13 protein-coding genes and 1 riboswitch are annotated in these 14,427 nt (G+C 72.5%); of the genes, 2 read left to right on the top strand and 11 right to left on the bottom strand.

Annotation, left to right across the window (positions count from 1 at the left end; genetic code table 11):
- Positions 1-133: 133 nt before the first annotated feature.
- The 10 genes from ACFYUZ_RS15605 to ribD all read right to left on the bottom strand — a co-directional run bounded on the left by ACFYUZ_RS15605 (position 134) and on the right by ribD (position 8,786).
- On the bottom strand, positions 134-1,204 hold the full coding sequence (locus ACFYUZ_RS15605) for a hemolysin family protein (RefSeq protein WP_389309167.1): 1,071 nt from the start codon (positions 1,202-1,204) through the stop codon (positions 134-136).
- Positions 1,201-2,694, bottom strand: a complete 1,494-nt coding sequence (locus tag ACFYUZ_RS15600) for a hemolysin family protein (protein WP_389309165.1) — start codon at positions 2,692-2,694, stop codon at positions 1,201-1,203. The genes ACFYUZ_RS15605 and ACFYUZ_RS15600 overlap by 4 nt, the downstream gene beginning before the upstream one ends.
- A gap of 241 nt (positions 2,695-2,935) precedes the next feature.
- Positions 2,936-3,388, bottom strand: a complete 453-nt coding sequence (locus tag ACFYUZ_RS15595) for a PH domain-containing protein (protein WP_389309163.1) — start codon at positions 3,386-3,388, stop codon at positions 2,936-2,938.
- A gap of 38 nt (positions 3,389-3,426) precedes the next feature.
- Positions 3,427-4,275, bottom strand: coding sequence for an ATP phosphoribosyltransferase (gene hisG, locus ACFYUZ_RS15590; protein ID WP_123450278.1), 849 nt, complete (start codon positions 4,273-4,275; stop codon positions 3,427-3,429).
- A 54-nt stretch (positions 4,276-4,329) separates the two neighbouring features.
- Entirely contained in the window at positions 4,330-4,611 is a 282-nt protein-coding gene (locus ACFYUZ_RS15585; protein ID WP_388698617.1) for a phosphoribosyl-ATP diphosphatase, read from the bottom strand.
- Between the two features lie 35 nt (positions 4,612-4,646).
- Entirely contained in the window at positions 4,647-5,132 is a 486-nt protein-coding gene (gene ribH, locus ACFYUZ_RS15580) for a 6,7-dimethyl-8-ribityllumazine synthase (RefSeq protein WP_053643767.1), read from the bottom strand.
- Between the two features lie 39 nt (positions 5,133-5,171).
- On the bottom strand, positions 5,172-6,449 hold the full coding sequence (locus ACFYUZ_RS15575; protein ID WP_389309160.1) for a bifunctional 3,4-dihydroxy-2-butanone-4-phosphate synthase/GTP cyclohydrolase II: 1,278 nt from the start codon (positions 6,447-6,449) through the stop codon (positions 5,172-5,174).
- Complete coding sequence (locus ACFYUZ_RS15570) at positions 6,446-7,036, bottom strand: nicotinamide riboside transporter PnuC (protein ID WP_389309343.1); 591 nt, start codon at positions 7,034-7,036, stop codon at positions 6,446-6,448. The genes ACFYUZ_RS15575 and ACFYUZ_RS15570 overlap by 4 nt, the downstream gene beginning before the upstream one ends.
- Before the next feature lie 44 nt (positions 7,037-7,080).
- Complete coding sequence (locus ACFYUZ_RS15565) at positions 7,081-7,689, bottom strand: riboflavin synthase (protein ID WP_389309159.1); 609 nt, start codon at positions 7,687-7,689, stop codon at positions 7,081-7,083.
- A gap of 2 nt (positions 7,690-7,691) precedes the next feature.
- Positions 7,692-8,786 carry a bifunctional diaminohydroxyphosphoribosylaminopyrimidine deaminase/5-amino-6-(5-phosphoribosylamino)uracil reductase RibD gene (gene ribD / locus ACFYUZ_RS15560; RefSeq protein ID WP_389309157.1) on the bottom strand — a complete coding sequence of 365 codons (1,095 nt, stop codon included), beginning with the start codon at positions 8,784-8,786 and terminating at the stop codon, positions 7,692-7,694.
- A 172-nt stretch (positions 8,787-8,958) separates the two neighbouring features.
- Positions 8,959-9,089, bottom strand: a riboswitch (FMN riboswitch).
- A gap of 242 nt (positions 9,090-9,331) precedes the next feature.
- Here ribD and ACFYUZ_RS15555 point away from each other — a divergent pair.
- The gene (locus ACFYUZ_RS15555; RefSeq protein ID WP_389309155.1) at positions 9,332-11,701 is read left to right on the top strand and encodes a chitinase C-terminal domain-containing protein; all 2,370 of its coding nucleotides are present in this window, start codon (positions 9,332-9,334) and stop codon (positions 11,699-11,701) included.
- Positions 11,702-11,933: 232 nt separating this feature from the next.
- Here ACFYUZ_RS15555 and ACFYUZ_RS15550 read toward each other — a convergent pair whose 3' ends face one another.
- Positions 11,934-13,058: an ROK family transcriptional regulator gene (locus ACFYUZ_RS15550; RefSeq protein ID WP_389309153.1), complete on the bottom strand. Its 1,125-nt coding sequence runs from the start codon at positions 13,056-13,058 to the stop codon at positions 11,934-11,936.
- A gap of 109 nt (positions 13,059-13,167) precedes the next feature.
- Here ACFYUZ_RS15550 and ACFYUZ_RS15545 point away from each other — a divergent pair, with 109 nt between their 5' ends.
- Positions 13,168-14,382, top strand: a complete 1,215-nt coding sequence (locus ACFYUZ_RS15545; protein WP_389309151.1) for an MFS transporter — start codon at positions 13,168-13,170, stop codon at positions 14,380-14,382.
- The last annotated feature ends 45 nt before the right edge of the window (positions 14,383-14,427 follow it).

Here is a 14,427-nt window from a genome sequence, read left to right as displayed (position 1 = left end):
ATCCGAAAGACAGGCCCTAGGCGCGGAGCCGTTCGGTGCTCGGCGGGCCCGTGACGTCCTGACCTGACGGCGGACGTCACGGGCCCGCCCCGTGCCGGCCCGTGTCCTGCCGGTCGGGCCGGCAGGACACGGCCTACCCCCGAGCCGGAACGGCGGCCCGAGCCGGTCCGGAGGGCGACTGGACGCGGTGCGCGGGGTCGCGGACCTCGCCCACCAGCATCTCCAGGACGTCCTCCAGGGCGACCAGGCCGAGGACCCGGCCCGAGCCGTCGGCGACCTGCGCCAGATGGGTGGCGGCGCGGCGCATCACGGTGAGGGCGTCGTCGAGCGGCAGTTCGGCGCGGAGCGTCGCCATCGGGCGCCACAGCCGCTGCGGCACCGCCCGCTCCCGCTCCTCCAGGTCCAGGACGTCCTTCACGTGCACGAAGCCCATGAAGGTCGCCCGGCCCTCGGCGCGGACCGGGAAGCGGGAGTAACCGGTCCGTACGGTCAGCTCCTCGATCTCGCGCGGGGTGACCGACGGCGGGACCGTGACGAGGGAGGCGGGGGCGATGAGGACGTCCGTCACCGGGCGGCTGCCCAGTTCGAGGGCGTCCTCCAGGCGCTCCTGCTCGACCGGGTCGAGCAGCCCCGCCTGGCCCGCGTCCTCCACGAGCCGGCCGAGCTGGACGCTGGTGAAGACCGCCTCCACCTCGTCCTTCGGCTCGACCTTGAACGCCTTCAGGACCAGCCGGGCGCAGGCGCCGAGCGCGGCCGTGACCGGCCGGCAGAGCCGGGCGAAGCCGACGAGGCCGGGGGCGAGCCAGAGGGCGGTGCGCTCGGGGTCCGCCATCGCCAGGTTCTTCGGGACCATCTCGCCGATGACGAGGTGGAGGAAGACGACCGCGGCGAGGGCGATGACGTAGCCGAGCGGATGGATCAGCCCCTCCGGGACGCCGACCGCGTGGAAGACCGGTTCGAGGAGCCGGGCGACGGTCGGCTCGGCGACGGCGCCGAGCGTCAGGGAGCAGACGGTGATGCCGAACTGGGCGGCGGCCATCATCTGCGGCAGGTTCTCCAGGCCGTGCAGGACCTGCTTGGCCCTGGCGCCGCCGAGCGGCTCGATCTGGCTGCGCCGGACGGAGACGAGGGCGAACTCGGCGCCGACGAAGAAGCCGTTGGCGAGGACCAGGAGGACGGCGAAGAGGAGTTGCAGGGTGCTCATCGGCCCGCCTCCGCAGGAACGGGCACGGGGGCGGCGCCCACCGCGCCCGGCCCCGCCCCGGGGTCCGGGGCCCCGACCGGGTCCGGACCGGAGGCCGACGCCCTCACCCGGTCCGCGTCGGAGACCGGGGCCCCGACCGCGTCCGGGCCGGAGGCCGACGTCCCGGCCGGGTCCGTGTCGGGGGCCGTTCGGACGATCCGTACGCGCTCGGCGCGGTAGCGGTCGACCTGGCGCACCGAGAGCCGCCAGCCGGGCAGCTCGGCCCGGTCACCGGGGGCCGGGATGCGTCCCAGGAGATCGGCGACGAGCCCGGCGACGGTCTCGTACGGCCCGTCGGGCACGTCGAGGCCTATCCGGCGCAGGGTGTGGACCCGGCAGGAGCCGTCGGCCTCCCAGGCGGGACGGCCGTCCTCGGCGGGCGCCGCGGCCAGCTCGGGCCGCCCGTCGGCGGCGGTGTCGTGCTCGTCGCGGACCTCGCCGACGAGCTCCTCCACGATGTCCTCCAGGGTGACGACGCCGGCCGTGCCGCCGTACTCGTCGACGACCACCGCGATCGGCTGCTCCCGGCGCAGCCGCTCCAGGAGCGTCTGGGCGGGCAGCGTCTCGGGGACGAGGAGCGGCGGGACCGCGATCCGTCCGACGGGGGTGCGCAGGCGGGCGTTCGGGGTGACGGCGAGCGCGTCCTTGAGGTGGACCATGCCGACGATCTCGTCGATGCGGTCGCGGTAGACCGGGAAGCGCGAGAGGCCGGTGGCCCGGGTGAGGTTGAGGACGTCGGCCGCGGTGGCGTCCCACTGGAGGGCGCTCACCTTCACGCGCGGGGTCATGACCTGCTCGGCGGTGAGGCCGCCGAGGGTCAGGGTCCGTACGAAGAGGTCGGCGGTGTCCTGTTCGAGCGCGCCGGCCTGGGCGGAGTGCCGGGCCAGCGAGACGAGCTCGCCGGGGGTGCGGACCGAGTCCAGTTCCTCGGTGGGCTCGACGCCCAGGAGCCGTACCAGCCGGTTGGCGACCCGGTTGAGCAGGGAGATCACCGGCCGGAACAGCGCCGAGAAGCGGCGCTGCGGCGTGGCGACGAAGCGGGCGACCTGGAGCGGCCGGGAGACCGCCCAGTTCTTCGGGACGAGCTCGCCGACCACCATCTGGACGGCGGAGGCGAGCAGCATGCCGATCACCACCGAGATCCCGGAGACGGCCCCTTCGGGCAGTCCGGTCGCGGTGAGCGGCCCGTGCAGCAGCCCGGCGAGCGCGGGCTCGGCGAGCATGCCGACGACCAGCGAGGTGATCGTGATGCCGAGCTGGGTGCCGGAGAGCTGGAAGGACAGCTCGCGCAGCGCGGTGACGACGGTGCGGGCACGCCGGTCGCCCTCGGCCGCGGCCCGCTCGGCGTCGGCGCGCTCGACGGTCACGAGACCGAACTCGGCGGCCACGAAGAAGCCGTTGGCGAGGATCAGGAGGAAGGCCGCGAAGAGCAGCAGAAGGGAGATGATCATGCCGCCGCCTCCAGGGAGGGGGCGGCGCAGGTACTACCGGACGATCCGTCCATTGCTGGAGGGAGTCACTCCTCGGGTCGAAGGGTGGTCTCGCGGGCCGCGGCAGCGGCCCTGCACACGCGAGACGGTGGTGCCGCTCGGCACCACCGTCTCCAGAGTAGTCACGTGAACGCCCCGAGGGGCAGGGGGTCGGCCCCGGATGGGGGACGGACCGGGGTTCGCCCCGGTCCGGCTCAGGGTCTCAGTGGGTTTCCGAGCCCGTCCCGTGGCTGTCCGCGAGGGCCCGCAGGGCGCGGGCGTCGCGGATCGCCGCTTCCTTGGCGATGCCGGGCTGGATGCCGAGCGCCGGCAGGCTGGTGCCGTCGCTGAGGTCGAGGAAGACCCAGGGGTCGCCGGGGCGGAGGTTGACCTTGAGGATCTCCGCCCAGGCGAGGCGCCGGGTCCTGACGATGTTGACGACCTTGACGCCCTCGTCGTCGGCGACGACCTTGGGGCGGCTCAGCAGGACGAGGACGCCGGACAGCAGCACGGCGGTGAACACGAAGCTGGCGCGCTCCCCCGCTCCCAGCCGCTCCAGCATCATCGCGACGGCGGTGATGACCACGAACATCGCGACGCTCATGGTCAGCAGGACGGCCCGGGTGCGCCCGGGACGGAAGGTGACCGGGAGGGCGGGCGGTGCGGTCTGGGACATCGGGTTCCTCGGTGCCTGGTGGACGTGCGGGCCGGCCGTCAGAGGCGGCAGGCGTGGATGGCGGTGGTGAGGATGGCGCGGGCGCCGATCTCGTACAGGTCGTCCATGATCCGCTGCGCCTCCTTGGCGGGGACCATCGCGCGGACGGCGACCCAGCCCTCGTTGTGCAGCGGGGAGACGGTCGGCGACTCCAGGCCCGGGGTGAGGGCGACGGCCTGCTCCAGGTGCTCGGCCCGGCAGTCGTAGTCCATCATCACGTACGAGCGGGCGACCAGGACGCCCTGGAGACGGCGCATGAACTGCTGCACCTGCGGGTGGTCGTCCGAGGCGCCGTGGCGGCGGACGACGACGGCCTCGGAGGTCAGGATCGGCTCGCCGATGACCTCCAGGCCCGCGTTGCGCAGGCTGGTGCCGGTCTCCACGACGTCCGCGATGACCTGGGCGACGCCCAGCTGGATCGCGGTCTCGACGGCGCCGTCCAGGTGGACGACGGAGGCGTCGATGCCCTGGTCGGCGAGGTGCTTGGCGACGATGCCCTCGTAGGAGGTGGCGATCGTCATGCCGCCGAAGTCCTCCGGGCCGTTCGCGGTGCCCGGGCGGGTGGCGTAGCGGAAGGTGGAGCGGCCGAAGTTCAGCGCGAGGATCTCCTCGGCGCTGGCGCCGGAGTCCAGGAGCAGGTCACGGCCGGTGATGCCGATGTCCAGCTTCCCGGAGGCGACGTAGATCGCGATGTCCTTCGGCCGCAGGTAGAAGAACTCGACCTCGTTGTCGGGGTCGATGACCACGAGCTCCTTGGACTCCTTGCGCTGGCGGTAGCCGGCCTCATGGAGCATTGCCGACGCAGGTCCGGAGAGGGAACCCTTGTTGGGGACGGCGATGCGCAGCATGGGATGAGCTTCCTTTGCCTGGGAGTTCTGGGGAGGGTGTGCAGCTGGTGGTGCTCAGAGGTGGGCGTAGACGTCGTCGAGCGAGATCCCGCGGGCGACCATCATCACCTGGACGTGGTACAGCAGCTGCGAGATCTCCTCGGCGGCCGCTTCCCTGCCCTCGTACTCGGCGGCCATCCAGACCTCGGCGGCCTCCTCGACGACCTTCTTGCCGATGGCATGGACGCCCTTGTCCACCAGTTCCGCGGTGCGGGACGTCGCCGGGTCGCCGGTCTCTGCCTTGAGCTTGAGCTCGGCGAAGAGCTCTTCGAAGCTTTTACGGGTTCCGTTCGCCATGATGGTCCTAAGAGTACGGGGTGGGGAGGCGCCACTCAGCGCCAGGGTTCGCTGACCGTGCGCAGCGTGGTGGCGGTGGCGACGGCGGCGGTGACCGCTTCGTGGCCCTTGTCCTCGGAGGACCCTTCGAGGCCGGCGCGGTCGAGCGCCTGCTCCTCGTTGTCGACGGTGAGGACGCCGAATCCGACGGGTACGCCGGTGTCGATCGAGACCTGGGTGAGGCCGTGGGTGACGCCCTGGCACACGTACTCGAAGTGCGGCGTGCCGCCGCGGATGACGACGCCGAGCGCCACGATGGCATCGTAGCCGCGCCCGGCGAGGACCTTCGCCACGACCGGGAGCTCGAAGCTGCCGGGGACGCGCAGCAGCGTCGGCTCGTCGATGCCGAGCTCGCCGAGGGCGCGCAGGGCGCCGTCGACGAGACCGTCCATGATCTTCTCGTGCCACTGCGCCGCGATGACCGCGACCCGGAGGTCGCCGCAGTTCTTCACGCTGAGGACGGGTGCGCCCTTGCCGCTCATGTCTCTCCTAGACGATCAGCCGATTTCGTACGTACGTGGTTACTGGTTGCCGCAGGTGGAGGCCGGGGAGCCGTCCAGCCAGGGCAGGTCGTGCCCCATCCGGTCCCGCTTGGTGCGCAGGTAGCGGAGGTTGTGCTCGCCGGCCTGGACCGGCATGGGCTCCCGGCCCTCGACCCTCAGGCCGTGCCGGGTGAGGGCGTCGATCTTGTCGGGGTTGTTGGTCAGCAGGCGCAGGCTGCGGACGCCGAGGTCCCCGAGGATCTGCGCGCCGGCCGCGTAGTCGCGGGCGTCGGCGGGCAGCCCGAGCTCCAGGTTGGCGTCGAGGGTGTCGCGGCCGCGCTCCTGGAGCTCGTACGCGCGCAGCTTGGACAGCAGGCCGATGCCGCGGCCCTCGTGGCCGCGCAGGTAGACGACGACGCCGCGCCCGGCCTCGGTGATCCGCTCCATGGAGGCCTCCAGCTGGGGGCCGCAGTCGCAGCGCAGCGACTGGAAGATGTCGCCGGTCAGGCACTCGGAGTGGACCCGGACGAGGACGTCCTCGCCGTCGCCGATCTCGCCGTGGACGAGGGCGACGTGCTCGACGCCGTCGACGGTGGAGCGGTAGCCGTACGCGGTGAACTCGCCGTGCGCGGTGGGGAGCTGGACCTCGGCCTCGCGGCGGACGGTCGGCTCGGCGGAGCGGCGGTAGGCGATCAGGTCCTCGATGGAGATGATCGTCAGACCGTGCTTGCGGGCGAACGGGACGAGCTCGGGCAGCCGGAGCATGACGCCGTCCTCGCCTGCGATCTCGACGATCGCACCGGCCGGGCGGAGGCCCGCGAGGCGGGCGAGGTCGACGGCGGCCTCGGTGTGTCCGTTGCGGACGAGGACGCCGCCGGGCTTGGCGCGCAGCGGGAAGATGTGGCCGGGGCGGACGAAGTCGCCGGGCTCGTGGCGGCCGGAGGCCAGCATCCGCAGGGTGGTGGCGCGGTCGGCGGCGGAGATGCCGGTGGTGACGCCGTGGTCGGCGGACGCGTCCACGGAGACGGTGAAGGCGGTGCGCATCGACTCGGTGTTGTGCTCGACCATCTGCGGGAGTTGGAGGCGCCGCAGCTCCTCGTCCTCCATGGGGGCGCAGATCAGGCCGCGGCACTCGCTCATCATGAAGGCGACGACCTCGGGGGTGGCCTTCTCGGCGGCGATGACGAGGTCGCCCTCGTTCTCGCGGTCCTCGTCGTCGACGACGACGACGGGGCGGCCGGCGGCGATGTCGCGGATGGCCTGCTCGACGGGGTCGAGGGCCAGGTCGGTGGCGTCCCAGATCGGAAGCGCGCTCATGCCGTGGCTCCTTCCAGAGCGGAGGTCGTACGCGTCCGGAGCCACCAGTCGCGCATGCCCCAGACGACGAGGGCGAAGTAGATGACGTAGACGAGGCCGGAGAAGGCGAGGCCGCTGTTGAAGGCGAGCGGGACGCCGACGAGGTCGACGAGGAGCCAGGCGAACCAGAACTCGACGAGGCCGCGGGCCTGGGCGATCATCGCGACGAGGGTGCCGACGAAGATGTACGCGTCGGCCCAGGGGCTCCAGGAGAGCGACGGGTAGAGGGTGAAGAGGCCGCCGACGGCGAGGGTGCCGAGGGCCGCGCCGGCCAGGAGCAGTCCGCGCTCCTTCCAGGTGGCGAAGCGGACGGCGATGGAGCCGTCCTGGGCCTGCTGCTTGCCGCGGTTCCACTGCCACCAGCCCCAGGCGGCGACGCCGATGACGAGGAGCTGCTTGCCGACGCCGCCGGAGAGGTGGGCGGAGGCGTAGGCGCCGACGAGGACGACGCCGGAGAGCAGCTGGGCGGGCCAGGTGAGGATGGAGCGGCGCCAGCCGAGCGCGAGGGCGATGAGCCCGATCGTGTTGCCGATCATGTCGGACCACATGATGTGCTGGCCGAAGACCGCGAACGCCTCGGAGTTGAGCCAGTTCACTTCTCGTTCTCCTTGGCGTCGGTGCCGAGCAGCCGCTCGACGTACTTGGCGATGACGTCCACTTCGAGGTTGACCGGGTCGCCGGACCGCTTGGTGCCGAGCGTGGTCAGGTCGAGGGTGGTCGGGATGAGGCTGATGGTGAACCAGTCGTCGGCGACCTCGACGACGGTGAGGCTGACGCCGTCGACCGTGATCGAGCCCTTCTCGACGACGTACCGGGAGAGGTGGGCGGGGAGGCCGACCTTGACCAGTTCCCAGTGCTCGGACGGGGTCCGCTCCAGGATGGTGCCGGTGCCGTCGACGTGGCCCTGGACGATGTGGCCGCCGAGGCGGCCGCCGACGGCCATGGGCCGCTCCAGGTTGACCCGGGAGCCGACTTCGAGGGCGCCGAGGCTGGACCGCTTGAGGGTCTCGGCCATGACGTCGGCGGTGAACTCGCCGTCGCCGAACTCGACGACCGTGAGACAGACACCGTTGACGGCGATGGAGTCGCCGTGCTGGGCGCCTTCCGTGACCAGGGGGCCGCGCAGCCGGAAGCGGGAGGCGTCCTCCAGCTGTTCGACGGCGACGACCTCGCCCAGTTCTTCGACGATTCCGGTGAACACGGTCAGGCTCCCTTGGGGGTCGTGACGGCGGGGACGGCGGTGACGCGGATGTCGGATCCGATGCGCACGGTGTCGATGACGTCGAGGCGCAACGCGCGCGTGAGGGTGGTGATTCCGGAGTCGGCGAGGGCCGCCGGGCCCGCGCCGAGCAGGACCGGGGCGAGATAGCCGACGACCTGGTCGACGGCGCCCCCGGCGACGAAGGCGCCCGCCAGGGTGGGGCCGCCTTCGAGGAGGACGGAGCGGATGCCGCGCGCGTGCAGCTGGGCGAGCAGCTCGTGCACGCCGACGCGGCCGTCGTGCAGGGGCAGCCGGAGCAGTTCGACGTCGGGCAGGTGCCGGGTGTCGGCGTCCTCGCCGACGACCAGCAGGGTGGGCGCGGCGTCGTCGAGGATCCGGGCGGTGGGCAGGAGCTCGGCGCGGGTGTCGAGGGCGACCCGCAGCGGCTGGGTGGCGTTCTCGATACCTCGGACGGCGAGGTGCGGGTCGTCCGCGCGCAGCGTCCCGCCGCCGACCAGGACGGCGTCGGCCTCGGCCCGCAGCCGGTGGACGTCGGCGCGGGACTCGGCGGAGCTGATCCAGCGGGAGGTGCCGTCGGCGGCGGCGATCCGGCCGTCGAGGGTGGCGGCGTACTTCCAGCGGACGAAGGGGCGGCCCTCGCGGACGGAGGTGAGCCAGGCGATGTTGCCGGCCTCGGCCTCGGCCTCCAGGAGGCCCTGCTCGACCTCGACGCCGGCGGCGCGGAGGGTGTCGGCACCGCCCGTGGCCTGCGGGTTCGGGTCGCCGACCGCGTACACGACCCGGCTGATCCCGGCCTCGATCAGGGCCTGGGAGCAGGGGCCGGTGCGGCCGGTGTGGTCGCAGGGTTCGAGGGTGACGTACGCGGTGCCGCCGCGGGCCAGGACGCCGGCCGCGCGCAGGGCGTGGACCTCGGCGTGGGGGCCGCCGGCGCGCTGGTGGAAGCCCTCGCCGACCTGGTGGCCGGAGGCGTCGGTGATGACGCACCCGACGACCGGGTTGGGGCTGGTGGCGCCGAGACCGCGTGCGGCGAGCTCGACGGCGCGTCGCATGGCGGTGATGTCGGCCTGCTGGGCCACCGGGTCCTCCTGCCTCTTCGGGCACGGACTCCGGGGCCTGTCGATGACGACAGGGAGCGGGTACGACGCTTCGCACGGGTGTGCCGGTACGGCCGGAGGTCTGCGGGTGCGCCGACGGAACGCGGCGACCAGCGGACGTACGGCCGGCACACCCCTGGAAAGGGGTCGCCCGCCGCGCACTGCCTCCCATCCGGACTTTCACCGTCGGTCCAGGAATTTCACCTGGTCAACCGGCCGCTGGCTTGCGGACGGGTCGCGGACTATACCGCCGGTTCGGAATTACACCGACCCCGGAGTGCGCTGCTGCTGATACAGGGCCAGTGTGCCACGGCTCGCCGGGAGCGATAGGCCGGAACCCTGTGGGTTGGCTCACAGGCCCCCTGCGGATCTCCGATGGTCCAGACCTATTGACGCACTGGTCTAGTCCTCTTAATCTCCGTGTCACCTCCGAGGTAACGGTCCGTCGGCGTGCGCACTCCACGGACCCAACACGTACCACCCCCTTGTTCGTTGCGTGTTTTCCCCCGCCCCAGGAGGAACCGATCGTGCTGTCCCCCACGACCAAGAGAGCCTCGCTGCTCGCGTCCGGTGCCGCCGTCGCCGGGCTGCTGCTCGGCTCGCTCTCCGGCGGCGTCTCGTACGCGGCCGACAACGAGTCCTGTCGCCCCGACGGGCTCTACAAGACCCCGGGCGTCGACGTCCCGTACTGCTCGGTCTACGACACCGAGGGCCGCGAGAAGATGGGCGCGGACCACCAGCGCCGGGTCATCGGCTACTTCACCGGCTGGCGCACCGGCAAGAACGGCCAGCCCGCGTACCTGGCCAAGGACATCCCGTGGGACAAGATCACCCACATCAACTACGCCTTCGGCCACATCGGCGGCGACAACAAGCTCTCCGTGGGCACGGACGGCCCGGAGAACGCCGCCACCGGGATGACCTGGCCCGGTGTCGCCGGCGCCGAGATGGACCCCGCGTACTCCTACAAGGGCCACTTCAACCTGCTCAACAAGTTCAAGAAGCAGCACCCGAACGTCAAGACGCTGATCTCGGTCGGCGGCTGGGCGGAGACCGGCGGCTACTTCGCCGACAACGGCGACCGGGTGAACTCCGGCGGCTTCTACTCGATGGCGACCAACGCCGACGGTTCGGTCAACCAGGCCGGGATCGACACCTTCGCGACCTCGGCCGTCGACTTCATCCGCAAGTACGGCTTCAACGGCGTCGACATCGACTACGAGTACCCGACCACGATGAAGGACGCCGGCAACCCGCTGGACTGGCAGCTCGCCAACGCGCGCCGCGCCGGGCTCGTGCAGGGCTACGCGGCCCTCATGAAGTCCCTGCGCGAGAAGCTGGACACGGCCGGCGCCGCCGACGGAAAGCACTACCTGCTGACCGTCGCCGCCCCCTCCTCCGGCTACCTGCTGCGCGGCATGGAGACCTTCCAGATGCAGAAGTATCTGGACTACGTCAACATCATGTCCTACGACCTGCACGGCGCCTGGAACGAGTACGTCGGCCCCAACGCCTCCCTCTTCGACGACGGCAAGGACGCCGAGCTCGCCGCGGCCAACGTCTACGGCTCCTCGCAGTACGGCTCCATCGGCTACCTCAACACCGACTGGGCCTACCACTACTTCCGCGGCTCCATGCCCGCCGGCCGCATCAACATCGGCCTGCCCTACTACACCCGCGGCCACAAGAACGTGCAGGGCGGCACCGACGGCCTGTGGGGCAAGGCCTCCGCGGCCACCTGCCCGGCCGGCGCGGGCCTGACCAAGTGCGGCGACGGCGCCACCGGCATCGACAACCTCTGGCACGACAAGGACACCAACGGCACCGAGTCGCCCGCGGGCTCCAACCCGATGTGGCACGCCAAGAACCTCGAGAAGGGGATCGTCGGCGACTACGTCACCCAGTACGGCTTCCCGGCGAACACCACGCTGACCGGCACCTACGCCCGCAAGTACGACGCGACCCTGGTCGCGCCGTGGCTGTGGAACGCGCAGAAGAAGGTCTTCCTCTCCACCGAGGACGAGCAGTCCGTGGCCGCGAAGGCCGACTACGTGGTCGACCGCGGCATCGGCGGCACCATGGTCTGGGAGATGGCCGGCGACTACGCCTGGAACGCCACCAAGGGCCAGTACGAGATGGGCTCCACGCTCACCTCGCTGATGTACGACAAGTTCAAGGCGGCCACCCCGTACGGCGCGAAGAAGTCGAACAAGGCGCTGCCGACCCGGGCCGTGAAGATCGACACGCAGTTCACCGAGTTCAAGCTCGGCGACTCGAACTACCCGATCACGCCGAAGATCAAGATCACCAACAACACGGCGACGACGCTGCCCGGCGGCACGGAGTTCCAGTTCGACTACTCCACCTCGGCCCCGGCCAACGCCTCCGACCAGTCCGGATTCGGCACGAAGGTCATCAGCAGCGACCACACGGGCTCCAACGTGGGCGGCCTGAAGGGCGACTTCCACCGCGTCTCCCTGAAGCTCCCGGCCTGGCAGTCGCTGGCCCCGGGCGCGACGATCGACCTCGCCTTCAACTACTACCTGCCGGTGTCCACCCCCTCCAACTGGACGGTGAACATCAACGGGACGACGTACGCCCTCGCCGGTGACCTGGCGCGCGGCACGACGGTCGTGGAGCCGGGCACCACCACTCCGCCGACCACGCCCCCGACGACCCCGCCCACCACCCCGCCGACGACTCCCCCGACCACGCCTCCGACGACGCCGCCCACCACGGGCTGCACCGCCCCGGCGTACGTGGCCGGCACGGTCTACAACGCGGGCAACGAGGTCTCCCACAAGGGCCACAAGTGGAAGGCCCAGTGGTGGACCCAGAACGAGGAGCCGGGCACGACCGGCGAGTGGGGCGTCTGGAAGGACCTCGGCACCTGCTGACGCGCCCCCTCCCCTGACCCCCGGCGGCGGAACCTCACGGCCCTTGCCGTCGCCGGGCCCACCGCGCCGCGCTCCCCTGTCCGGGGCGCGGCGCGGTGGCGTTCACGCTCGCGCTCGTGTTCGCGTTCACGATCGTGTGCGCGTTCGCCGTGGGCGGCCGGATTCCCGAGCCGGTGTCCGCGCAACCTCTTCAGCCGGTGCGGCGCCGGCAGGAGGGCTGCCCCTCCCCCTCCTACGGGAACAGCTCGTCCTGGGCCGCGTCGCGGGCCCGGAGGAGGGCGCCGCGGAGGACCGCCGCGTCGCCGAGGGCCGTCGGGCGGACCTCCGTGCGGAGGGGCGAGAGGGCGGAGAGCTCCGCCTCCACGCGGGCCGCGAGCTCCGCGCCGCCCGCGTGGCCGGTCTCCCCGGCGAGGACCACGCAGCCGGGGTCCAGGACGGAGACGACGGCGGCCGCGCCGACGGCGAGGCGGCGGGCCAGGGCGTCGAGGAAGGGTCCGTGGCCCGGGGCGAGGGCGTCGGCCGGGTCGAGGCCGTGGGCGGCGGCGAGGGTCCCGACGGCCGCCGCGCAGGCCAGCTCGTGGAAGCCGCCGTCGCAGCCGGTGGCCGAGGGGAGTCCGGAGGTGCCGGGGACCGGCAGGAAGCCGATCTCCCCCGCGCCGCCGGAGGCTCCCCGGCGCAGCCGGCCGTCGAGGACGACGGCGGCGCCGACGCCCTGGCCGAGCCAGAGCAGGACGAAGTCCTCGCGGTCGCGGGCCGCGCCCTCGCGGAGCTCGGCGACGGCGGCGAGGTTGGTCTCGTTCTCGACGAGGACGTGGGCGGGCAGCCGTTCCTGGAGGACGCCGACGAGCCGGCGGTGCCAGGCGGGCAGTCCCGAGGAGTCGCGCAGTTCGCCGGTGGCGGGGTCGATGAGTCCGGGGGCGCCGACGACGAGGCTGTGCAGGCGGTCGGCGCCCGCCTCCTTCACGGCCCGCTCCAGGAGCGCGACCGCCTTCTCGACGGCGGGTCCCGTGCCGCTGTCGTCGCCGACGGGGACGGAGGCCTCGGCGAGCGTGGTGCCGAGGAGGTCGGCGACGGTGACGGAGACCGAGCGGGTGCGGACGTCGAGGGCGGCGAGGTGGGCGCGGTCGGCGACGATGCCGTACAGCTTGGCGTTGGGACCGCGGCGCTCGGCTCCGGCCTCGCCGACGACGTGGACGAGACCGGAATCCCGGAGCCGCTCCACGAGGTCGGCGACCGTCGGGCGGGAGAGTCCGGTGAGCGTCTTGAGCTGAGTGGCCGTCAACGGGCCTTCGTCCTGGAGCAGTCGCAGGGCGAACCGGTCGTTGATGGCCCGTGCGGTGCTCGGGGATGCGGCCATGCGGTGATCCTCTCAGACGCGAGGGCCCGCCCTGCGGTCTATTTATCAGGCAGGGTTCCTGATAGTTTACGCGCCAGCCCACGGCACACCACGACCCCAGGGAGGGCCCATGGCGGCGGAGACCGTCACCAGCACCGATCGCCTCCGGCGGGCGCGCTTCGCCGTCGCCGCCGTCTTCTGCGTCCACGGCGCGGTGACCGGCAGCTTCGCGACCCGGATCCCCTGGATCCAGGAGCACGCGGGCGTGAGCGCCGGACAGCTCGGGCTCGCGCTCGCCTTCCCCGCCCTCGGCGCCTCCCTCGCGATGCCGCTCGCCGGGGCCGTCTCCCACCGCTTCGGCGCCCGCACGGCGCTGCGCGGCCTGCTCGCCCTGTGGACCCTCTCGCTCGCGCTGCCCTCGCTGGCCCCGAACGTCTGGGGACTGTGCGGCGCGCTCCTCGTGTACGGGGCGACCGCGGGCATGTCCGACGTGGCGATGAACGCGCTCGGCGTCGAGACCGAGAACCGGCTCGGCAAGTCCATCATGTCGAGCCTGCACGGGATGTGGAGCGTCGGCGCCCTGCTCGGCTCCGCCGCCGGCACGGTCGCCGCCCACCTCGGCGGCGACGCCCGGCTGCACCACCTGACCGCCGCCCTCGTCCTCACCGCGCTCGGCCTGGTCCTCTGCCAGGGCGTGCTCGACGTGCGCAGCACCCCCGAGGAGGAGCCGCCGCCGCGCTTCTCGCTGCCGCCGAGGTCCGCGCTGGTCATCGGGGCCATCGGCTTCTGCGGGGTCTTCGCCGAGGGCGCCAGCCTCGACTGGTCGGCCGTCTACCTCCGGGACGAGCTGGGCAGCTCGGCGGGGCTCGCGGCCGCCTCCACGACCGCCTTCGCACTGACGATGGCGGTGGCCCGGCTGGCCGGCGACCGGGTGGTGGACCGCTTCGGGGCGGTCCGTACCGTACGGGTCGGGGGCGCCGTCGCCACCCTCGGCGGGGTCCTGGTGGTCCTCGCCCCGCACGCCGCCTTCGCGATGGCCGGATTCGGTCTGATCGGGCTCGGGATCGCGGTCGTCGTCCCGCTGGCCTTCGCCGCGGCCGGGCGCAGCGGCCCGAACCCGAGCCAGGCCATCGCGGGCGTCGCCACCATCACGTACACCTCGGGTCTCATCGCCCCCTCGGCGATCGGCGGGATCGCCGACGCGACCTCCCTGGTCTTCTCCTTCGGCCTGGTCACCCTGCTGGCCCTGGGTCTGGTGCTCGGCGCGGGCGTGCTCAGGACCGGGGAGCGGGAGACGGCGTCGGGGAAGCCCGCGCCCGCGAGGAGCGCCGGTCCGGTGGGGTAGCGCGGGGGCTCGGCGTCCCGAAGGCCCCGGGCCGCCGGCGGCGCA

It is taken from the genome of Streptomyces sp. NPDC004266 (assembly GCF_042874095.1).
In the GTDB taxonomy this organism is placed as follows: Bacteria; Actinomycetota; Actinomycetes; order Streptomycetales; family Streptomycetaceae; genus Streptomyces.
This window is presented reverse-complemented; position numbering and strand designations above follow the sequence as displayed.